At 65.6% G+C, this 22,721-nt stretch carries 9 protein-coding genes, 1 tRNA gene and 2 pseudogenes; 9 read left to right on the forward strand and 3 right to left on the reverse strand.

Annotated features, from left to right (window positions below; all coding sequences use genetic code 11):
- Positions 1-42: 42 nt before the first annotated feature.
- Complete coding sequence (locus ACIBO2_RS23750; RefSeq protein WP_397299191.1) at positions 43-489, forward strand: flagellar biosynthesis protein FlgA; 447 nt, start codon at positions 43-45, stop codon at positions 487-489.
- Positions 490-546: 57 nt separating this feature from the next.
- On the opposite strand, the gene ACIBO2_RS23755 is transcribed toward ACIBO2_RS23750, so the two are convergent.
- Positions 547-1,566, reverse strand: coding sequence for a D-alanyl-D-alanine carboxypeptidase family protein (locus ACIBO2_RS23755; RefSeq protein WP_397299193.1), 1,020 nt, complete (start codon positions 1,564-1,566; stop codon positions 547-549).
- 1,256 nt (positions 1,567-2,822) lie between these two features.
- Here ACIBO2_RS23755 and ACIBO2_RS23760 point away from each other — a divergent pair.
- The 5 genes and pseudogenes from ACIBO2_RS23760 to fxsT all read left to right on the forward strand — a co-directional run.
- Positions 2,823-2,895 (forward strand) — tRNA-Arg (locus ACIBO2_RS23760).
- 412 nt (positions 2,896-3,307) lie between these two features.
- Positions 3,308-4,636, forward strand: a complete 1,329-nt coding sequence (locus ACIBO2_RS23765) for an IS630 family transposase (protein WP_397299196.1) — start codon at positions 3,308-3,310, stop codon at positions 4,634-4,636.
- 250 nt (positions 4,637-4,886) lie between these two features.
- Positions 4,887-5,321 (forward strand): hypothetical protein, encoded by a 435-nt coding sequence (locus ACIBO2_RS23770; protein ID WP_358542066.1) that lies wholly within the window; start codon positions 4,887-4,889, stop codon positions 5,319-5,321.
- 793 nt (positions 5,322-6,114) lie between these two features.
- On the forward strand, positions 6,115-9,501 hold the full coding sequence (locus tag ACIBO2_RS23775) for a CHAT domain-containing protein (protein WP_397299199.1): 3,387 nt from the start codon (positions 6,115-6,117) through the stop codon (positions 9,499-9,501).
- A 1,243-nt stretch (positions 9,502-10,744) separates the two neighbouring features.
- A pseudogene (gene fxsT / locus ACIBO2_RS23780) lies at positions 10,745-12,856 on the forward strand (FxSxx-COOH system tetratricopeptide repeat protein); the annotation flags it as partial.
- A 33-nt stretch (positions 12,857-12,889) separates the two neighbouring features.
- On the opposite strand, the gene ACIBO2_RS23785 reads toward fxsT, so the two are convergent.
- Together ACIBO2_RS23785 and ACIBO2_RS23790 are read right to left on the reverse strand one after the other, a co-directional pair.
- Positions 12,890-14,749 (reverse strand): tetratricopeptide repeat protein, encoded by a 1,860-nt coding sequence (locus ACIBO2_RS23785; protein ID WP_358542072.1) that lies wholly within the window; start codon positions 14,747-14,749, stop codon positions 12,890-12,892.
- On the reverse strand, positions 14,746-15,927 hold the full coding sequence (locus ACIBO2_RS23790; RefSeq protein ID WP_358542074.1) for a CHAT domain-containing protein: 1,182 nt from the start codon (positions 15,925-15,927) through the stop codon (positions 14,746-14,748). Before ACIBO2_RS23790 ends, ACIBO2_RS23785 begins: the two co-directional genes overlap by 4 nt.
- Before the next feature lie 337 nt (positions 15,928-16,264).
- On the opposite strand from ACIBO2_RS23790, the gene ACIBO2_RS23795 reads away from it, so the two are divergent.
- The 3 genes and pseudogenes from ACIBO2_RS23795 to ACIBO2_RS23805 all read left to right on the forward strand — a co-directional run bounded on the left by ACIBO2_RS23795 (position 16,265) and on the right by ACIBO2_RS23805 (position 22,564).
- Positions 16,265-17,038, forward strand: a complete 774-nt coding sequence (locus ACIBO2_RS23795; RefSeq protein ID WP_358542077.1) for a hypothetical protein — start codon at positions 16,265-16,267, stop codon at positions 17,036-17,038.
- Between the two features lie 131 nt (positions 17,039-17,169).
- A pseudogene (locus ACIBO2_RS23800) lies at positions 17,170-18,545 on the forward strand (IS1380 family transposase).
- A gap of 485 nt (positions 18,546-19,030) precedes the next feature.
- Positions 19,031-22,564 (forward strand): NB-ARC domain-containing protein, encoded by a 3,534-nt coding sequence (locus ACIBO2_RS23805; RefSeq protein WP_397299204.1) that lies wholly within the window; start codon positions 19,031-19,033, stop codon positions 22,562-22,564.
- Positions 22,565-22,721 lie beyond the last annotated feature (157 nt).

The raw sequence follows: 22,721 nt of genomic DNA on the forward strand, positions 1-22,721 counted from the left end.
GCATATATCGCCCTACGCCCTACTCACGCCCCCTCCGTACTGGTGGCAACCCATGACCTCTCCCCCGGCATCCTCAAACCGGGCGACCTCCGCCCGGCCGCCCTCAACCCACCCCCGTCCGGCGCCATCCGCTCGGGCGCCGTCGGCCGCGTGCTGGCCGGGTCCATGCGCCGCGGCGAGCCCCTCACCGACGTACGACTGCTCCACTCACTCCCGCTGCCGCCCGGCACGGTGGCCGCGCCGGTGCGCATCGCCGACGCCGACACGGCTCAGCTGATCGCCCCAGGCTCGACGATCGGCGTCCTGGCGGCTTGGGAGGGCCAACCGGCCCAACTGGTCGCCGACGACGTCACCGTCGTGACCATCCCCAAGGCCGACGACGACCACGGCGCCTTGATCGTGCTGGCCACCACCCCGTCACAGGCAAGCCAGCTGGCCGCCGCCCAGGCAGGCGGCCGCCTGTCCATCACCATCAAGCCCCACCCGTAGCAACCGTCACCGACCGCGCCACAGCGGACTTCGCCTCGAGAACGTCGCTTAGAGAACTTAGAGAACCGAATCCTTCTTGGGGTCGTACTCCCAATGCCACGGCTCGAACGGGCTGCTGTAGGCCCAGGACGGATGGAACCACCCATACTTCTTGGAGTTGTTCTCCATCCAGACGAACTCCACTGACCGGAACCGCTCCACCCCACCACAAAGGTCAACGGCCAGCCCGAGACCGTGGTTGCTCCGCCCCGGCACCGCCGCGAACCCCGGCCGCCGATAGTAAACCGACTGCTGCTCAGCCAGGCTGCGGTACGCGTCGGTCACACACATCTGCTTACCGAACCGCTTCCGATAAGCCTCATTCAAGCTGACGAAGGCGATCGTCGCATCAGCCCTGAGGCTCTGCCCCTTCTGCTGCAACGGACACAACATCGCCTTCGGGATCAACCCGTTGGGATAGGAGTTGGCCGTCGCCGCCCGCAACGGATTGCACCCCAGTGCCGCCCGCCCGACCTTGTCGACCTTGATGCCCATCTTCACCAGCGCCGCGGTCAACGACTTCACGATCTTGTCCGACCGCTGCCTGAGCGTGTCGATCTCCACCGCCATCTGCGCCTCGGCCAACAGATTAGACGCCCGCAACTCCTGCGCCTCGCCGGCCAGCCGCTCCGTCTCCTTGTAAAGCGTGCTGGTCTGCTCAACCACCTGCTGCCGATTCGCCACGATATGAGCGGTATTGGTCATGGCCCGCAACGTCCCGGCGTCAGCATCACCGGACAGGAACGGCGCAACCCCATCACCACCGACAGGCTGCTCGTACAACAACTCCGCCATCTGCGCCACCGGCTGCCGAATCACGGCAAGCTTCCTCTCCGCCTCCTGCAGCGTGGTGAGCGTCGCTGTCAGCTTCTTCTCGGATGCGGCGATGTCGCTACGACGCTTCTCCAGCGCCTTGGTCGCGTCCTCAAGCTCCTTGGCCGACTTCTCGGCCTCCCTGCGAAGCTCGGTAAGGTTCGCCGGATCTCGCCGTTCGGCGTGGGCAGGCGTAGCCGCAGGCAGGATGACCAGGGAAGTCATGGCCATGGCAACCGCGATCAGACCCGCTGACCGAGGGGATGGCACCGTCGACTCCTCCGTTTGCAACTCTGTTACCAGGGTCCGGCACGCACGTTACTACAGCCCCCCGAGTGCCCGGACCGAAGTCAGAAGAGCTGTTATGACCGCGAAAGAACCACTTTGTACGTCCAACCGCCTTCACGGCTGCCTTCATGGGCTTGTCGTCCCAGGTAGGACGGGTACATCACGGACAGATCAGCCCACCCGTGCGGCCGGTGCATCCTCACGGGCATATGGCTCAGTGGGGCATGTGATGACCCTGAGGGTGGTGAGGCGGTCACATCTGGCATCCATCGGGGGTAGGTGGCGAGGCAGGCGGCTGCCGCACTACTCACGGTCGGATCGACACGCACTCGGTTTCACATGCAAGCGGGGCCGCGCACACTCAGACGAGGCCAAGCACAGTCGGAACAGCACCATCTTCAGCGAAGGCATCAAGCAGGCCACGACCACTCCCAAACAACCACCTCCCCGCCTTCACTCCCTCCCTCGCTTCCCCCTTCGGTCACCTCTCGCTTGGGCTCGGTCACTTCCCGATTGAGCCCCGCCACCTCTCGCTTGGGACCGGTCGCCTCCCGCTTGGGCTCGGTCACCTCTCCCATGGGGCCAGCCGCCTCCCGCTTGAGTCCGGTCGCCTCCCGCTTGGGCCGCCGCTCATGTTCCCGACACGACTTCCAAAGCCACGTATCCACCCACTCCCCCGCACACGCCCGCTCCGTACGCACAGGCTCAGCCGCAGCACCTCGCTCCACGACGACAGGCGCAGGAGAGGGCATCACCACCCCTGCCTCGCCCCCCTGCGGCTTCTGCTTCGACATGGCATCGCGCACAGCCGCCGGCACCACCCCCTCGTACCACCGCTCAGGCCGAGCAGGCGCAGGCATCAAAACCGGCTCAAACCCCACCCACCCCCCAACCCCAGCCCGCATCCCCCGCTGCGCCGCCGCCCTCTCATAGCCGGTGAGCTCCCCCGCCAACAACCCCCCAGCAAGAATCCCCGGCGCCAACACAGCCGCAATCAACACCACAGGCCGCCTACGCACCTGACTACGTCGCCTTCTGGTCACAGACCCGACGCTATCGACGCGGGATGCGCAACAATCTGATCGCTTGCCATGCCTTTACTGCAGCTCAGAGCACCCATGACCCACCCCGCCAAACTCACCGCCGCCCCGCGTCCCACACACTGCCGTAGTTTCGCTAGGCTTACGGGGTCCGCCTCCGTAGCTCAGGGGATAGAGCACCGCTCTCCTAAAGCGGGTGCCGCAGGTTCGAATCCTGCCGGGGGCACTCTTCATGACCAGGCTTTTCGCCCTCTGACCTGCGGCTACTCGGCCGCAAGCCTTTTGCTTGCCAGGGCCTGGATAGGCTGCCGAAGGCATCCATACGCAGCCGTAGGACCTTGATCAGGGGACATATGGGGGATGATCTTGAAGGCATTTCCCGAGGTCAACTACAGATCGACAGTGAAGATGTCGCAGCTGCGCTGCTCGCCTCCCTGGAGCCGACGCACACCTGCATCGAGAGGTCTCTTCGGCTGACGGAACCGATCGAGGCTGCGGCCGGCCATCGCCGACGCATGCCTGAACTCGTGGCAGCGTTACCCGGGCGTCGGTAGCTGTCAAACCGTGGTCGTTCGTCATGGAGTCCTACTAGTGTAATGCGCCTGAAATTCGCCGGATAAGTTTCTATGCTGGCATGTATGACGCATCGAGGACCGGCCGCGGTGGAGATCCACTTGACGGAAGCCGAACGGGCTCGGCTGATCGGCATGTCGGTGGAATCGCCGAGGCAGGCGATTCGGGCGAAGATCGTGTTGGCGTGTGCGGTGCCGGAGGCCAGTAACGCGCAGGTGGCGCGGGATCTGGGGATAGCCGTGGGTACGGTGCGCAAGTGGCGTGCCGCCTTTGCCCGTGGCGGGCTGGATGCGTTGATGGATGAGGTCCGGACCGGGCGGCCCAAGGCGGAGTTGACGATCACCGATCACGAGCGGGCGGTTTTGCAGCGGTGGGCGCGGCGGGCGAAGTCCTCACAAGTCCTGGCGATGCGCTCGAAGATTGTGCTGGCCTGCGCGGAGGGCAAGGACAACCAGCGGATCGCCGAGCAGTTGCGGGTGCACCCGGACACGGTCTCGAAGTGGCGTCATCGGTTTTTGCGCATGCGGCTGGATGGACTGGTCGATGAGCAGCGTCCGGGCCGGCCGCCTTCGATCAGCTTGGATCAGGTCGAACAGGTGGTGGTGGCCACCTTGGAGGAGACGCCGAAGAAGGCCACGCACTGGTCACGGACCTCGATGGCCAAGCGCAGCGGGCTGAGCAAATCGACGATCGGCCGGATCTGGCGTGACTTCGGGCTCAAGCCGCACTTGGCCGAGACGTTCAAGCTGTCGACGGATCCGCTGTTCGTGGAGAAGGTCGTCGATGTTGTCGGCCTTTACCACAACCCGCCCGAGCGGGCGGTGGTGCTGTGTGTGGATGAGAAGTCCCAGATCCAGGCCCTGGACCGCTCCCAGCCGGTGCTGCCGATGATGCCGGGCATGCCCGAGCGACGCACCCATGACTACATCCGCAACGGGATCACCAGCTTGTTCGCCGCGTTCGACATCAAAGATGGAACCGTCATCGGCGAACTGCACCGCCAGCACCGAGCCACCGAGTTCAAGAAGTTTCTGATCACGATCGACAAGACGGTGCCGGCTGAGCTGGATGTCCATCTGATCTGCGACAACTACGGCACCCACAAGACACCGGCGATCAAGGCGTGGCTGGCCCGCCACTCCCGCTTCCACATGCACTTCACCCCGACCGGCTCCTCCTGGATCAACCAGGTCGAGCGGTGGTTCGGCTTCTTGACCGACCAGCTCATCCGGCGCGGCGTGCACAAAAGTGTCCAGTCCCTGGAAACCGATATCCGCGACTGGATCAGCCAATGGAACGACAACCCTCAGCCGTTCGTGTGGAAGAAGACCGCCGAAGAGATCCTCGAATCCCTCGCTCGATATTGCCGACGAATTTCAGACGCGGGACACTAGCGTGATAGACGAATTCCAACGGCATGAGTCGCGCCCGCATAGGGTGCGGCTCATCGCCGCTTCCATCGCACTATTTTTGCCGCTGGGGTGCTCCTCTGGCAGCGACGCCCCTGCCACACCTCCGGCTCAAGGCGGCAGCGCGTCGTCAGACTGGTTGAGCCGTCGTGTCGGGAGCGGCCCGCTACGATCGTCGCCTCCGACCGGATACATCCTTCGCAAGGACAAGGGGCAGACCTTCACCGATGGGTGGATGACGCTCTACAACACCGGTGACGCCCCGGTGACCATACGCAGCGTGAGGTCCAGCATGAAGGGAAGTGGCCTACGCCAGGTCGGTGTGATGGTGGCCGACCCCAACCGCAGACCCGCAATGTTCCAGGCCGTAGATGGATTCCCACCTCAGGCCCTGCCCTTCAAGAACGCGAAATTAGGTCCCATCAAGCCCGCCGAAGGCTACGTCCTCCCGCCCATCCCGCCGGAAGGAGGTGCGCAGAAGAAGAAGGGTTACCAGCTACTGATCGGCATTCAGGTAACCCAGCCGTCGGGCCGCAGTTCGCGAACCCACGTGGAGATCGAATACATATACAAGGGTCGTGCCTACACCGACCGCTGGGTCAACACGATTGCCGTCTGCACTCCCGCTACCGGGCCACTTTGTCCCCAGGAGTATGGGGAAAGTGGTTGAATTCCTGGGTCTCGCGTGCCGGGCGGCCAAGCAGACAGACCAGTGACAGGACGGGCTCTCTCGCCGAGGCTTCTATCAAGCCACACACGGCCAGCCGGCACACACCCTCGGGAGTGCTCCCCAAAAGACGCGACAGATCGTGCCGATGGCACCAGGAAGACCAAGGCCAGATAGAACAAGAGTCAACCTCAGGGGAGAACACCTCCTGCTCCTGCAACTTCATCCGCAGCCGGCCGAACACCAGCATCGCGATCATGCTGTGATCAGGGCGCGCGTCCAGGAGGTTGGAAAACGTCGGCAGGTACGGCCCGATGAACTCCCATTCCTCGTCCGTCAGTTGCCCTCGCGTCACAGACAAAGATCTACCGGTCCGGATGTCACCACGCGGGCAAATCGACAGATTGATCACAACCAGATACGCGCCCTAGCTTGTACTCGGCCATCTCGCTCCAGGACGCGCCGTCTCCCGCGGCATGAGGCGATATTGCGCTGTACCCGTATCTGGTGGCGGGTGCCGCACCTGAGCGCGGCAGCAGGTCCACATCGGTTGAGGAGTGGCCTCGGGGAGGCCGCGTCGCTCACGCAGAGCCGGCCACATCGGCAGAACCTTCATCCAGGCATGGAGCCGCTGGCCGGATGGTCATAGTCGTCACGCGTACGACCCCCGAGATCGTCTGAGGGGAGACATACGTACGATGACCATCTGACCCCATCGTAGACTTCCACGTCGCCCTGCTCGTTGAATCTCACATCACCTGGTTCGAAAGCGGCGTCGGCACTCATGATGGTCAGTATGCATCCGTCCGGCATTCCGGCTCACGATCCGCTCAGATTCGCGGAAGAAGCCAGGGAAAGGTTCGCCGCGAGGGGGGCACGGGCCGACGCGGATAAGGCGGTGGAGTTGTATCGCTGGGCGCTTCCTCGCGCCGTCGACCAGTACTCCCTGATCGTCATCGGGTTGCACCTGGTCGACATCCTGTCCAGGCGTTTTGAGCATTTCGGGGACCGCGCCGACATCGATGAGGCCATCACCCTCGCCACCCAACTGTTTGACGATTCGACCGACGACGGCGATCGGGCGGCCATTCTGGGGGACCTCGGTAACGCACTCCGCACCCGTTTCGCCGGCACCGGCGATCCCCTCGATCTCGATCGGGGAATCGACACCTTGATGTGTGCGATCTCCACGGTTCCCGACGGCGATCCAGCTCGTCGCCTGATCCTGATCAACGCGGCAGACGCGCTGCGCACCCGCTTCCAACATGCGGGCGACCACAGCGATCTTACCGAAGCGGTCCGCCTCGCGCGCGAGGCCAACCAGCTGATCACCCCAGACGACGCGCATGCCGCCTCGCTGCGCAATGGTTTGGCCGTGCTGCTTGTCACGAGGTTCGAGCATCTGGGCGACCCGGCCGATCTAGATGAGGCCATCGCGATACACCGGCGAAATATCGCGACCCATCCGAGCTCGTCGGTGGTGGCACTGATCAATCTCGCGCTCGCGTTGCTGAGCCAGTTCGAACAGACGCCTCAAGCCGACATCGACGAGGCCGTACGGCTCGGACGGCAGGCTATGAAGTGTCCCGCATCGCCCGATCAGCGGGCGGCCGCGCTGGCGGCTGTAGGGATGTGTCTGTCGGCGCGCTTCGCCCGCTTTCGGCGGAGCGATGACCTGGACGAGTCCATCGAGCTGCTACGCGCTGCCGTTGACGGCTGCGCGGCTAATAGCCGCGACTTCCCCAGCCACTGCTCGAATCTCGCCGACGCGTTGTGGACCAGGTTCATCGTCCGGGGGAGCCGGGGAGATCTGGATGACGCCGTGGCGGCGGGTCGTGCCGCGATCGGAGCCTGCCCCCAGAATGCTCCCGGTCGCGTTTCCTACCTCACCAATCTCGGCAACGCCCTACGCACCCGGCACGCGTACACGGGCAGCATCCCTGACCTGCGCGAGGCGATCGCCTGTGACGAGGAGGCGGTCGAGGCGCTGCCGCCGGGACACCCGGGACTCGCCGCCCGCCTGACCAATCTCGCCATCTCGCTGAGCGCCAGGTTCGAGCACGAGGCCAATCCCGTGGCGCTGGAACTTGCGATCGAGGTGATGCGCGACGCGGTGGACCACACTCCGGCGGGTGACTCTGACCGCTCCACAAGGTTGTCGAACCTCCTGGTCATGCTGACCAGCAAGGTCGAGCGTGAAGGCGATACGACGGCTCTGCGTGAGACGCTGACGGTGGGACGCAAAGCCCTCTCCAGCGCTGCGAGCTCTGCCCAGGGCGCCGCCGTTTCGTCGAACCTTGCACGAGCGCTGGTAGTTGGGTTCAAGACCACAGGATCGGCCGCCGACCTCGATGAGGCGATAGCACTGTACCGATCCGCGGTGGCCGGGCTGGACAGCGAGATCCATGCGGTGACTGCACAGCTGGGCTTGGCCGCGGCGCTGCATCTGAACGCGAACACGCGCGGCGACGACACCAGCTATGAGGAAGCCGTGGCCTTATGGCAAGCGATATCTACTCAGCTCACGGCGCCCGCATCGGCCCGCCTGCAGGCGGCGCGAGCTTGGGGTTCGGCTACAGCGGCCCGCGAGGACTGGGCACGGGCCGCCGAAGGCTACGCCGTGGCCACGGACCTGCTGCCGCTCGCGGCCTGGCGTGGCCTCGACCAGGTCAGCAGGGAACAACATCTGGTCGACGCAGGGACTGTCGCCGCTGACGCGGCCGCCTGCGCTCTCCACCTGGGCAGGCCGGAGTGGGCCGTCGAGCTGCTGGAGGGCGGCAGAGGTGTTCTGTGGGAGCAGGTTGTCGCGCAACGCGGCGACCTGTCCCGGCTACGCGAAGCCCACCCCAGGCTCGCCGACCAGCTGGATCTCCTTCGTGAACGTCTGGACTACGGCGGTCCTGCGGACGGGATCGGTCCGTTGAGGTTGGATGGCGTGACCGTGACCGGTGCGGCAGCCCGAGACGACCGCATGCGGGCAGCATTGGACTGGGACGCGACCCTGACGGAGATACGCGGGCATGAGGGATTCCGGCACTTCCTCGTGCGGGTTCCGCTTGCGGAGCTGATGCCGCCACCGGGCACTGCGCCCGTCGTGATCGTTAACGTCAGCGGCTACGGGTGCCATGCTCTGGTGGTCTCTGCGGACGTCACGGTCGTGGACCTGCCAGATCTGTTGGCAGACGAAGTCGCGACCCGGGCCACGAGCCTGCTCACGGTCCTCGACCGGCTCCGGAGGGGGGCTCTACCGCCCCGCGTGGGTGCTGGCCCGCTGCAGCACGTCGTGTTCACCGTCATGGAGTGGCTGTGGGATACCGTGACGGAGCCGATCCTAAGCTCGCTCGGGTATGAGACGGTGAGCGACGACGTCTGGCCGCACCTGCACTGGTGTCTTGTAGGACGGCTCGCCGTCCTACCCGTCCACGCGGCTGGATACCAGCGGCCCGGTTCGGGTCGCGATCGGACCGTTCTCGACCGGGTCGTGTCCTCGTACGTCCCCTCACTCCGCGCCCTGAGTCGCGCCCGCCGGGCCGTCTCCACGGTGGATCGGCGGGCGCTGGTCGTGGCGGTTCCCGACGCGCCGGACATGCCGGAACTGCCGGATGCCACGGCCGAAGCCGAAGTCGTCACCCGACACCTGTCATGTGAGTACAGCCGCTTGGTCGGTTCGGCGGCGTCACGTGAGAGCGTCCTCGCTGACCTCGGCCGGTCCGCCTACGCGCATTTCGCCTGCCATGGCGTGCAGGACCTGAGCAGGCCGTCCGAGGGCGCGATCGTTCTGCACGACGGCGCACTGACGATCTTCGACATCGCCCGCCTGCGACTCGACGATGCCGAGATGATCTTCGTATCGGCATGCCGCACCGCGTCCGCCGGCACTCTGCTGCCCAACGAAGCGATCCACCTCGCCGCAGCCCTCCAGGTCGCGGGATATCGACATGTCATCGCGACCCTTTGGGCGATAGGCGAGCGCTCGGCCATCGTCGTGGCCGAGCAGGTCTACACGATGGTCGCCGCTCCCGGACGGCTGGAGCCTGATCGCGCCGCGTGGGCGCTCAACCGGGCGGTCCGCTCACTCCGGGAATCGGCTCCAGGCACGCCGACCGCGTGGCTGCCCTATGTTCACCTCGGACCGTGCGGCTCGTCGTTGGAGAGCGGTCGCGAGCGTCTGTCCGACGCATAATGACCCTTAGGAAGGGTGCCTCAGAAGGAGGGATACCGTGGGCGAACCCGATTCGCGGCGCTTCTGCGATCCAGGCATCCTTGAGCGGCTTCCCGCAGACGCACAACCGTATCTGCTCCGCTGGCTGGTACAGAGCGGCACCAGACTACGCTACGCGGGTTGGGGCGCCTCAGGGAACTCGGGCGCCGCTGTACTCGCGGTCTACGCGCGCCAGGAAGGTGACGGCCCCCGTAAGCTCATCCTGAAGTTCTGTCCGCCCGACCGCGAGTTGCTGCAGCAACCGGGCCGGGAGCGAATGGCGAGGCAGTCCTCGTCCCCCGAGTTCGTCGAGAAACACCTCGTCACCACACCCGACACATATCCAGCAATCGGCACGCCCCGAAACGGGTGGATCCTCTTCCAGGAGATCGCGGGTGGTGATCTCGAACGTTTCCGGCCGCTGACGGCCGCCTTCGACGAACATCCCGGCGCCCCTTTCGCCAAGGCGACGCCGGTGTGCGGCGCGGCGGTCGGCCTCCTGCTCGCAGAGTGGAACCCACGCGCACAGGTGAACGAGGCCGACGCCGGCGTCTTCGGTCTCCTCCAGTCGATGCTCGGCCGTCGCCTCGAAGCCGATGGCAAGCTCACGAAATGGGCGGAGCGGCACCCTGGCCCCCGGACCTCGTCGCTTCAGGTGTCAAGCGGCAAGAGCCTGCTCGACCCGATCTCGCTTGTCCGCGACCCGGCCATCCTCGGAGAACGACGTATCTCGCTACTCACTGGCAAACGCCATGGCGATCTACACCCAGGCAACATCATCGTCACCTATCCAGAGTTCGACCCCACCAGCTGCCGGTTCATCGACCTGTCCCGCTTTGAGTCTTCGGGACCACTCTCGTACGACCCGGTCCATCTGCTGCTGTCAATCGTTTCCCGGCTCCTGTTCACGTTGGGGGACGATCAGCGCATGGCACTCGCGGAGTTGCTCGTCGACCCGGAGAACGGGCCGCACGATCGAGTGACACAAGGACTGTGCGGTCTCATCGCGGCCGTCGAACAGCAATGCACCGCTTGGGAAGTCGTCCGTGACTTCGCCGCGGAATGGCGAGAACAGCGACTCGTCGCTGTTCTCGCCAGTGCGCTGATCTACTTGACGCGCCGATCGGTTCGGGATGAGGACCGGCCGTGGTTCTACTCTCTCGCGGCGCACGCCGCCACCGCACTCACGGGCGCCTCTGTCATGCCTTTCCATGGGGCCGCGACCATGGTGCACGAACAGCACACCACCCGCAGCAGGCTTGACTGGAACGTGCCACGCCGTCTTACTTACCTCGTACCCCGGACGGGGCCCCTGCGCAAGGTGCGTCACCTGTTGCGTACGAAAAGACGGGTCGTGATCCACGGCAGCCCCGGGACTGGGAAGACAACGCTCGCCACCGAGTACGTCAGCCGGTATCTCGGCGACTACGATCACGTGGCCTGGGTCCAGGGCGCCGAGACAGGGGTGCTGGTGCAACAGCTCGTGGAGGTCTGTCTCCACTTGGGGCATCCGATTCCCGCTGGACCAGCGGTGAGCCCCGCCTCGCTCATGAGAACTCTGGCCCGCGATGGGCGCTGGCTTCTCGTTGTCGACGACGTGACCGACCTTGAGAAGGCCGAGCAAGTCCTCCCACGCGATAACTCATGGTGCGTGCTGCTCACTTCACGCAGCCCGTACTGGTCACAGCTAGTTCCCTCGGTCCCTCTGGGAGACTTCACCCGCGCGGAGTCCATCAGCCTGCTGACCAGGAGAATCCCGGAGATCGGCCCCAGCGACGCCGATCAGCTGGCCGAGGCGCTCGACGACCTGCCACTAGCTGTGGATCAGGCCGCCGAGTCGCTGCAGGGGTCGTCCATCACGCCCCACGAGTACGTCGAACTTCTCGGCGTGCGCGCGGGAGAACTGCTCCACCACGGTCGGGTGGTGTCCTACCCGCTGTCGCTGACCGCGACCTGGACGCTGGCCCTCGACTTTCTCCACGCCACAGACCCGGCGGCCGTCCAGTTGTTGGAGGTGTGCGCGGCGCTCGGCACCGCACCTGTCCCTATCACGGTGTTCATCAAGGGCGCCTCCCATCTACCTGACGCGCTCGCCGAACGGTCCCGCGATCGCTTGCGCCTGGATCAGGTCGTCCGGGCGGCGGCGACAACCGGCCTGATCCACGTGGAAGACGGCTGCCTCCAGATGCACCGCCTCTTCCACGCGTTCCTGCGATCGCACAAGCCATGCCCGCCCGACCATGAGGTGCGGAGCGCGCTCGCCGCGGCGAACCCCGGCAATCCCCGTGAACCGGCCACGTGGCCGCTCTATCACCGATTGTTTCCCCACATACTGGCACTTCCGATGGGTGATGGCGACGAACCGGCCGTGTGCAAGCTCCTGCTCGACACAGTCCAGTGGCTGACCGTCACCGGCAATGCGCTCACGGCCCGTGACGTCGCCACCGACACCCGAGACCGCTGGAGCGCCGCTCTCGGCCACACGGCCGAACCGGTGCTGGCTGCGACAAGCCGACTCGCGCAGGCTCACTTCCATCTCGGAGAGCACAGACTGGCCCGCCAGCTCGACGAACGGGTGTACGAGCGACTTCGCCTGACCAAGGGCGACGACGATCCTGGCACCATCGCGGCAGGGCACGACCTCGCCATCGACCTGACTCTCGAGGCCGCCACCGATCCACTCCTCGGACCCAAGCTCGCGTCGCGCGCCCGCGATTTGCATCTGAAGACTGTCGAGCGGCGCCGACACGCGCTCGGCGAGAATCATCCAGACACACAGATCTCCCGCTTCAACCTGTCCGTCGAGCATCGCCGATCCGGAGAGTTCACTGAAGCAGCCCCCCTTAGCCGGGACGCGTTCCGGCTGCTCCGGGATGTGCTCGGCCCAGACCACCCCGATACTTTGCACTGCGCGCACGGTCACGCGCTCGACCTGCGTACCCTCGGCAGGGCCGAAGAGGCCCTGAAGCTCGATGAGGATACGTTCGAACGGCGCCGCGCTGTTCTGGGCGAGGAGCACCAGGACACGCTCCTGTCGGCAATCAGCTACGCCAAGGACTTACGCCTGGCGCGACGCTTCCCAGAAGCCCGCCGGATTGACGCCGCCGCGCGTGCGGCGCTGCTCCGGCTCTTCGGCCGCGATCATCCGGACACCTTGCGTGCCGCCTACGGGCTCGGGCTCGACTTGCGGGCGATCGGCGAGGCCTCACTCGCACTCGAGCTGAACGAGGAAACCCTCCGGCTGCGCAGGGAGATCCTCGGGGAGCAGCACCTGGACACTCTACGGTCGTACGACAGCCTCGCACGTGATCTACGGGCCGCCGGGCAGGGCGAGCGTGCTGAGGAACTGGCCCGCCGCGCACACGCGGGGTTAGAGCGGTTGATCGGACCCTTGCGACCTCGCCGCGAAATGGGCGTCGAGCCGCTTCCGAATGCTCGTGAGCCGCTCGGCGAGCTCCAAATCGACGTCGGCAAGGCGGGACAGATCGCCGCGAAGGGCGAGCTGGGACGTCCAGAGGACGGCCCGGCCGCTCTCTAGGATTTCAACGGCGCGCGCAGGGTCGCCGGAGGCGACGATCGTGGCGGCGGCGTCGCAGGCAAGGTCGGACCAGCCGGCCAGAGCATATTCGCGATCAGCACGGGCGGTACCGTGCCATGCAAGCAGCGGCAGCAGCAGCACGGCTGCGGCGTATCCGCTAGCGGCGTCTGGCCAGCGCCCTTCGACGGCGTTGATACGCCCCCGGGCGGCCCCGGCGATGATCCGAGTTGACACACGTGCGGTCTTCGCCATCGTGGCCTCGGCGAGTGCCGCATCGGCCGCCGTGATGTCTCCTGGTCCCGGGTTAGTCGTCAATAGTGTGGCCAGATTGACCAGTAGGCCCGCGCGGTCGGGATCCCCGAGCGCGACGAGATCAACCGCTCGGGCGGCAAGCTTCCTAGCTTCAGAGCGGCTTTCCGCGATGTGCACCAGGCCGAGCGCGAGATTCGACAGCCGGGCCGGCAGCAATGGGTCATCGTCACCGCTCTCGGCGACTGCCCGCCGATACGCGGCGATGCTCTCCGCGAGGTCGGTGGCCGATCCTGTCAGCCTGTAGCGATGATCGAAGGCGATCGCGAGGTTCGTCAGCCGCCCGGCCAGTGCAGGTTGCTCCTGGTCCGTCGCTGCCACCGCTCGTCTCGCCGCCTCGATGGCGGCGTCGACATCAGCTGGCTCCTCGCTCCGGATGAAGCGGGTCGTCAGGGCGCCAGAGAGATTGATGAGATAGCGGCCATGATCGGAGTTGTCTGGCGGAACCAGGTCCACGGCCCTGACAACCGCACGAATCGCCTCGTCGAGATCCGCGGACTCCCCGTTGTACTCGAACCTGGCGTGCAGGGCGCTAGCCAGGTTGGACAGGCACCGAGCCTCGTCCTGCGGCCCCTGCTCCCGCGTCGCCACTGCACGCCGCCCCACTGCGACGGCCTCGTCCAAGACATCGCGGTCACCCGTTGTCTCGAACCGGGTCATGAGGGCCGCGCAGAGGTTCGACTGGAAACGGGCCTGGAGAGGGCTGCCCGGCGTGGTTACGTCGATCGCCGCGCGCTGGTGGCCGATCGCCGCGTCAAGGTCGGCGGCCTCGCCGGTCCGTGCGAACCTCATCCGCAGCATGGCACCCAGGTTGGCGTGCGCCCGCCCAGAGTTGGAGGCGCGCTCACCAAGAACGCGCAAGCCGAGTCCCGCGACTTGAATAGCCTCGTCGAGGTCGCCAACGCCTCCGGTCCGCTCATACCGGGTGCGCAGCGCGCTCGACAGGTTTACGAGGATCTTCCCGAACCTGTTCGCCGGAGCAGGCAGAGTGACCGCGGTCCGCTGCACACTGATTGAGTTGTCCAGGTCGTCATCCCCCCCACCCGCCTCATACCGGGCTCGCAACGCAATCCCCAGATTCGAAAGCCGGACCGCGAGTTCGGGATCGTGGCCATCGGTTTCGTGCGTGGCGAGCGCGGCCGCCTCGACGGCCTCATCGAGGTCGATCGGATCACCATGTCCTTCGTAGCGGTCCTGAAGGACCACGCCCAGGTTGGTCAGAGCGAGTGTACGCAGCCGGGGCTCGTCGCGAGCGAGCCACACCGCCGTACGCAGCGCCGTCACGGCCTGGTCGATGTCTTCTCGACGATGCTCGACGAGGTAACGCCCGTGTAGGTCCATCGCGTGATCGTTCCAGCCGGCGGCGTCGAGATTCATCATCATGGCCCCACATGAACGAACGGCACCCACAGACTCGGCCGTGTGGGCAGGCCGGCGCGGAACGCCCGGATCACTTGGTGCAGGGCGACGGCCGCGTTCTCTGGGTCGAAGTACCCACTGCGGGTGAGTGCCAAGTAGAGGGCGTGCACGAGGGGTGCGGTCACAGAGTCATCCACCGCCCACAGCGTCGCGATCACATGCCGATAGCCGGTATAGCGGAGAACAGCGGCCAAAGTGATCGCCTCGTCGGGCAGCGTGGTGCCGCCGGTCGCGGTCTTGCAGGCCGAGAGGAAGGCGAAATCGCCCTTGCGATCCTCTTCTGCGAGGTCGGTCACGGTCAGTCGTCCGTCGTAAACGATCAGCCCGCCTCGTGAGGGCGTGGTCAAGTCCTGAGTGGCGTGGCAGCTCAGATGCGCCCATCGGTGACGGGCCAACTCGGCGCGCACGTTGGCTTTGGTCGCGTCATCCCCGTGCAGCAGGGTGTGGCGCCCAGCGAACAGCTTCCGGAGCGCGTCGGTCTCCTTCACGACACCCGGAAGTGGAGGCTGCCCCGGAGTCTCGGGGAGAGAGACGATGAGCAGGCGGTCGTCATCCTCTGGCGAAACCGCAGGCGGCGTTTCGGCGAGAATCCGCAGGGTTGGCGTATAGGAGGAGACCGCACGGTCCATGACCCAGCCACCCGGGCCGCCTGCCGCGTGCAGCGGCAGCAGGGTCAGCGGGCCGGTGGGACACCACCAGAGCCTTGGCCACCGGCCTTCCGATGGCCCACTGAGCCTCTGTGCGTCGAGTACTGGACGCGCTACCGTCTCCCAGAGCCACGCGAGAGTATCGGTCAGCACGCCTTCCATCCGCTCTCGTGCCACCATCGCCTCGGGAGACCGAGAGGCGAGGTGCGCGTCCCCAACCGCCTGCAGGTACGCCCGCATGCGCGCCATCGCCGACTCCCGGCTGAGCCCGGGCAACTCCACCGACCGTACCCCTGCCCGACTGACCATCAGGGCATCGCACCGCCACTGACTGACATTCACGATGACGACGGTGCCGTCTGACGTCGCCTCAGCCAGGTCGCCGATCGACGGCGATTCGAGGAAATCGGTGAATTCCGGCAACTCACGAACCTGCTCCAGGAGACTGTCCCACTCCCGGGCGAGCGCCATCCGTTCATCAACGCCGATTGTCACTCAGAGATGCTAGCGGTGTTGTTTCGAGGAGAACATAGAGATTGACAGGCCAAGCCGATGAGTTCGGCCACCGGGCGCAGGCGTCGAGGCCACACCAACACGTAGTTTGCTGTTTCCGAGATGAAGCTGACCAGCTCATACAGACGGTCCGTGATGAATTCCATCGTCGAACCCCGTCACGTCCCAGGGTCGCGGCCTCCACCACCGACCATATCGGCCGCGCCCGTAACTCCGACAGTCGGACGACACCCGGCATCATCGTCTTTTGCCGTACAAGCCTGCTATGCCAAGCTGGAGTGCGCTCCATTCCCTTGAGAAGCGAAGATCTGGAAACGCGATGATCGTTGGCGTCATCTCTAGTCTCATTGCGAGCGTGCTCGCCGGGATTGGCGGTTTAGCGTGGCGCAATCGCAAGAATCTAGCCGTCCTGACTGTGATCCTTATGCCGCTGGGGACGATCAGGGTCTCGTTGAGCGTCCTGCTGCGTATCAAGGTGGGCGACCAGTACGTCCTGTTTCACACGCCGTACACCCCGGGTTCCTACGGGCCTCCGGGCGGCGTCTTCAAGTTCCACCACTCGGCACAGCACGTCCTAGATCGTTTCTCCTTCCGAGAGGAGTTGCGCGTGGCTCACGCTGGCGTTATGCAACGTGACCTACGCGGATTCGTGCCCGCACGTCGGCTTGCGCCTTTCCTGCGCTGGTTCCACCAAGGATCCGGCCGGGAGTCGGCCACCGAGTGTCTGCGCCGCGAGTTGCGTGAGGAGCTTTCCGAAATCGGCCATCCTGAGTTGGCGGCGGAGGTGGAAAGCATGGGGTTCCAGTTCGTGCGCAGAGTCGCGGAGCCGCCTCGCAACGTGCCGGGCCGGGACTACCGGCAGGTGCGCCTGTTCGAGGTGTACGATCTGGAGCTTGTCGACGAGGCGGCCTCCCGTCTAAGGCGTCGCTTGCTCGATCACGCGCAGGATCCCGACGATCAGCAGGTGATCCTTGTGTCGGGACAGGACATCGTCAACGGGCGCTACGGCACGCTATTCATCGGCCCGCAATCAGCGTTCCTATTCGGCACGCGCCGCTATCGTCAGGACGTCCCGCCGATCGCTCGCGCCTGAGGTGCCTAACCTGCGGCTTTCACGGCGAATTTGAGCCGACCTGATCGTTCACATAAGAAAAGTGCCTTTGAGCTGGGAGGATCGGACTTGTCTAAGGCCCCGTCCATCCCAGATCAGAAGGCACTTTCCGAGTGAACTCTATCGCTTCTCGCCGCAAGATCACCGTGTCCGCCGACGGCCACAGGCTGGTCTCCCATGGTGGTGGTCTGCTGCTGATGCAGACGCTACGCATCACCGCACTGGACAAGGCCCTGTCACAGCAGCTGGAGCGGTGGCGGCTCAGTCGCACCGTCCACGACCCCGCAAAGATCCTCACCGACCTGGCTCTCACCCTGGCGCTCGGCGGGGGACTGCCTGGCCGACGTCGCCATGTTGCGCTCCCAGGCCGAGCTGTTCGGCCCGGTCGCCTCCGACCCGACCCTCTCGCGCCTGATCGACCGGCTCGCCGCCGATGAGGCCCGCGCACTGAAGGCCATCGGCGCCGCCCGCGCCACCGCCCGCCAGCGCGCCTGGCACCTGGCCGGCGCTCGCGCCCCGGGAAACGACGCTCAGCCCATGATCGTCGATCTCGACGCCACCATCGTGATCTCGCACTCCGACAAGCAGCACGCGCGGCACCGACCTGGAGGAAAGCTACGGCTTCCACCCGATGACCGCCTTCGCCGACCACCAAGGCGACGGCGGCGAGCCCCTGGCCCTGCTGCTGCGACCCGGCAACGCCGGCTCCAACACCGCCGCCGACCACATCCAGACCACCCGGCTCGCCCTGGCCCAGCTGCCCAAACACCTGCGGCGCAACGTGCTCATCCGCACCGACTCCGGCGGCGGCACCCGAGAGTTTCTCGCCTGGCTCACCCGCCCCGGACGTCGGCTGAAGTACTCCATCGGCTTCACCATCACCGACGACATCGCCGCCGCCATCGGCAAACTCCCGACCACCGCCTGGACCCCCGCCTACAACGCCGACCGCCAACCGCGGCCCGGCGCCTGGGTCGCCGAGCTCACCGGCCTGCTGGAGCTGACCGGCCGGCCCAAAGGCATGCGGGTCATCGCCCGCAAAGAACGCCCGCACCCCGGCGCCCAGCTGCGCTTCACCGATCTGGACGGACACCGCTTCACCTGCTTCGTCACCGGCACCCCCGGCGGCCAGCTCGCCGACCTGGAACTCCGCCACCGCCGCCGAACCCGCGCCGGGGACCGCATCCGCGCCGCCAAGGACACCGGCCTGCGCAACCTGCCCCTGCCCGACTTCACCCAGAACCAGATCTGGCTCAAGATCGTCGCCCTGGCCTGCGAACTGCTCGCCTGGATGCAGATGCTCGCACTGCACGGCACCGACGCCCGCCGCTACGAGCCCAAACGCCTGCGGCTGCGCCTGTTCGCCGTGGTCGGCCGCCTGGTGCACGGAGGCCGCCGCCTGCATCTCCGCATACCGACACGATGGCCCTGGGCCCGCCAGATCATCACCGCCCTGGCACGCCTGCACGCCCTACCGGCACCAACCTGACCAGCACCAACCCGCCCCACGACCAGGAAAGGAAACCCCGTGGGCCCGTGGAACCCCGCCCACCCGGCGCGACAGCCGGGCACCCACGCTGACCACAGCGAGGAAATCGACCTCCAGCCGAAGACTTCAGCCGACCAACTCCAGGCCGAGAAAGATCGAGGCTAGAAGCAGGGGCCGCTGCGCCTTTGATCACGCGCGAGTGGTCCCGGCACAGAAGCGATCAACGAGCCGCCGGTTGCGGTTCGGGGTTGCAATGCTTCGTTTCAGGGCCAGAGATCAGGCCAGGCCACCCGAACCCCCGCAGGTCTATGACCTGGTCGCATAGCATTCACGATACGCAATGTCCGCATATGAGCAGATTCGATCTATTTCTCATATCATCAAGCGCCTGCGCCGTCTTTGCCGTACAAGATATGATGCGCTACCTGTGTATCGTGCACATGGCCAGGTGATCGATGGTACGTCCCAAGAACAGACTTCCAAGCTTGCTGCTGGTCGTCACCACCCTTCTCGGGATCGTGATAGGTCTGCCGGTCAATGTGGTCAGCGATTATCTTCCGGCCGCCGTGGTCGGCTATAAGGGCATCTGGATAGCAGGTCTCCTCATTCTGGCCCTGCTGATCGGATGTCTGACCTGGGCAATCCCACGGTTGCAGGAACGACGTCCCGTCGGAGCACTGTTCAGCGTACCGGTGCGGGAATCCTGGATGGACCGGCCCGAACTGGAGGCGGTCATCACGGAATTGACGAAGGAGCCGAAGAGGTTCGCGCCTCTGCGTCGAATCGCTCAGAAGGTTCGCCGGCATATTTTCCCACCCGTGGGTAAGCGCGTACTCATCGCTTCATGGGGCGAGCCGGAGGATCCGGGAAGTACTACGAACAGTGTGAGTGTCGTGGGAATCTTCGGCCATGGGGGCGCCGGCAAAACCAGCCTGGCCACGGCTTCATGTTATAGCCCCGGCGTTCGCCGCTATTTCAAAGGTGGAATAGTCTGGATAACCTTGGGCCGCGACAAAGGCGGACTGGATCTGGTGGAGCGCATCAATGACGCGGTCGCTGAAATAAGCGAGGTGCGTCCGATGACCTCTGATCCGGAGCAGGCGAGCCACTGTCTGAAGCGAGCCCTCGCGGATCGCAAGATGACCCTGCTGGTCGTCGACGACGTATGGGACGACCGGGAGCTGGAGTTGTTCCTGCCCAATGAACCGACGTATCGCCTGCTGTTCACCACCCGGCTGCGTGCTCTGGTGCCTCCTTACGCCTGCCCCGTGAGCGTCGAGGATCTGTTCGAGGGCACGGCGTCCCAAATTCTCCGCGACGGCCTGCCGGTGCTGCCGGTGGGCGCGGAAGGCGAATTGCTCGATGTCGCAGGCCGTCTGCCGTTGCTGCTGAGCTTGGTGAACCGGCGCCTGCGGGAGGAGGTGGCGCGAGGCGGAGACATCAGCCTCGCAGTCGACCAGGCGATCGGACGGCTGCGCGAGAAAGGCCCGTCCGTCTTCGACATGCGGTCTCGAACCGTCCGCAAAAGGTTGGTCGCCGACACCATGGAATACAGCCTCTGCATTCTTGAACCTCAGGAGCGAGAGCGGTTCCTGGAGCTGTCCATTTTTCCGGAGAACACGGACGTACCCATCGAGATTGTCGAGCTTCTCTGGTCCGGGACCGGCGGACTCGCACCCCCGCAGACGGTTCAGCTCTGTGAGCGCTTGGAGGAGCTATCGCTGGTGTCGAGGAAGTGGAACTCCGGGCGCCAGCTTCTCGCTCTGCACGCGACCGTCCGGGCCTACGCTCGTGTGACGCTGACCGCGGAGGGGGTGGTCCGCTGCAACACCCGTCTGCTGGAGTCCCTCCCGGTCTCCTCAGCCGCGTCCGAAAAGCGTCGATGGTGGTCGTTGCCCGTCGGCGCGGACTACTTCTGGGACAACCTTGTTTATCATTTCAAGGAGGCCGCGCTGGCGCACGAAGTCGAGAAAGTCGTCTGTGACCTGCGATGGCTCAGCGGCAGGATGGCTCGATCCGGTGTCTCTGCGGCCGAAAAGGACCTGTCGGAGCTGCGGACGCCTCTCGCGGACAAGCTTTGCAGCGTCATTCTGCAGAACGTTCATCTCTTCGACCCGGCCGATCCCGCCGAGGTCGTGGCGGCAACGCTGCTGACCCGCCTGGATGACATGCCCGAGTTATCCAAGGGGATTAAAGAGTATGTGGAGTCGTCGGCGGCATGGCACCTGAACATGCGATGGCCGTTTCCCGACCAATCCCCTGATCCCTGGCTGGCCGTACGAGGGCACAGGTCCAGCGTGGCCGCCATCGCCATTGCCTCCGGGGGATCCTGGTTCGCGTCGGCGGGTTTGGACGGGGTGCTCAGCAAATGGAGTGTGGAGGGGCTTCAGCAGACGACATTGATCGCCCAGAGCTCCGGAATGACGTCAGTGGCCATAGCGCCCACGGAAAAATGGATGGTGGCCGGCGACAGCGAAGGTGTCGTACACGTGGTCGCGGCCGATGGCGGCGATGTCGTGTCGCTGCGAGGCCATCAGGAGGCGATCAATTCGGTCGCCATTTCTCACGACGGCTCGTGGTTCGCGTCCGCGGGAAACGACGGAAGCATTCTGCTATGGGGAGTCGACGGCTCTCGCCACGGCCGTCTGTACGCCCGCAGGGGCGAGGTGCAGGCCGTGGCCATTCCGGAGATGGGGCCATGGCTGGCCTCGGCGGATTCGGACGGCGCGGTGCGGCTGTGGGACGCAAAGGGCGGCATCAGCCGGGTGATCTTCGGCCGTTCCCGGCGGCTGCGGGATTTAGCGATATCGCCCGACGGACAATGGCTCGCCGCGGCCGGCGACTTGGGCGTTGTCCAGCTCTGGGACTCCGACGGACGGGAACGGGCTTTTCTGCAGGGACATCGGGGCGTGGTGCGCACGGTGGCCATAGCGCCTGACGGTGAGTGGCTCGTGTCCGGAGGACTGGACGGGACTCTTCGTCTCTGGACGGCTGACGCGACGAGAAGTCGTGTCACCGAGTGCGACGGCGGCGGTGTGTCGGCGCTGGCCGTTGAGCCCCACGGTGCCTGGCTCGTGTCGGGAGGGCTGGACGGCAGCCTCCAGATCTGGAACAGCGAAGCTCTCTGGCGAAGGGGATCCGCCAGCCATGGCGTAGATGTCAGGTCGGTCGCTGTTTCGCCCGACGGGACCTGGCTGGCGTCCGCCTGCAGTGACGGTTCCGTCCGTCTCTGGGATGCGAACGGAGTTTCGCGAGAGCTGCTGGGGCGGCATGGCCGCTGGATCAGTCAGGTCGCCATCGCCGCAGACGGCACCTGGTTCGCGTCTGCGGGATGGGACGGCCGGGTGTGTCTCTGGGACCGGGACGGTTCCCAGAGAGGAATGCTGCCTGGACATCGAGGCGGTGCGACCGCCGTCGCGATCGCGCCGGATGGGTCATGGCTCGCCGCTGCTGACTGGAGCGGCTCGGTGCGCGTCTGGGATGTGGGCTGCCGGGAGGTTCGCCGTGTGCTGACCGGTAGCCGGCTGTGGGTGAGCTCCATCGCGATCGCACCCGATGGCGGCTGGTGGGTGACGGCTGCAGAGGACGGTGCGCTGCTTTTGTGGGAGGCGGATGGCTCGTCCCGTGGCGAGCTGCGCGGACATCGGAGCGGAATCCGCTCGGTGGCGATCGCGCCCGACGGCTCATGGCTCGTCTCGGCCGACACGAACGGTGAGATGCGGCTATGGGACGCAAAGGGCTGCCTCAGACGCGTGCTCTCAGAAGGTGGCGGCGCCATAGAGAGCGTCGCCATCTCGTTCGACGGCTCGCTGATCGCTGCGGCCTATTCGGATGGCCTGGTCCGTTTGTGGGATCCGCATCGCGCCAGCAGCCTGGTCGTGGTCCGGCTCTCCGGACCGTTGCGTTCGTGCGCATGGTTTCCTGACACCCTCACCCTGTGCGTAACCGGCGCGATGGGCATGTACTGCTTCACGGCCAAAGGACCGTCGGCGAGTGGCGAGCGGCAGCCGCTGGCGTGAACGCGACGCAAGGCCGGATGCTGGATGATCTTGGTGGCGCTTTCCCAGGCCACTCAGGGATTTGTTGGCCTCCACGTCGTAGCTGCGCCGACCGTTCTTAGGTTTGAGACCATGCAGCCCCTCGTCGTCTTCGGCGCGACAGCTCCTCTGCCAATGA

Origin of the sequence: Nonomuraea sp. NPDC050022, from assembly GCF_044460705.1 — a bacterium.
Classification (GTDB): Bacteria; Actinomycetota; Actinomycetes; order Streptosporangiales; family Streptosporangiaceae; genus Nonomuraea.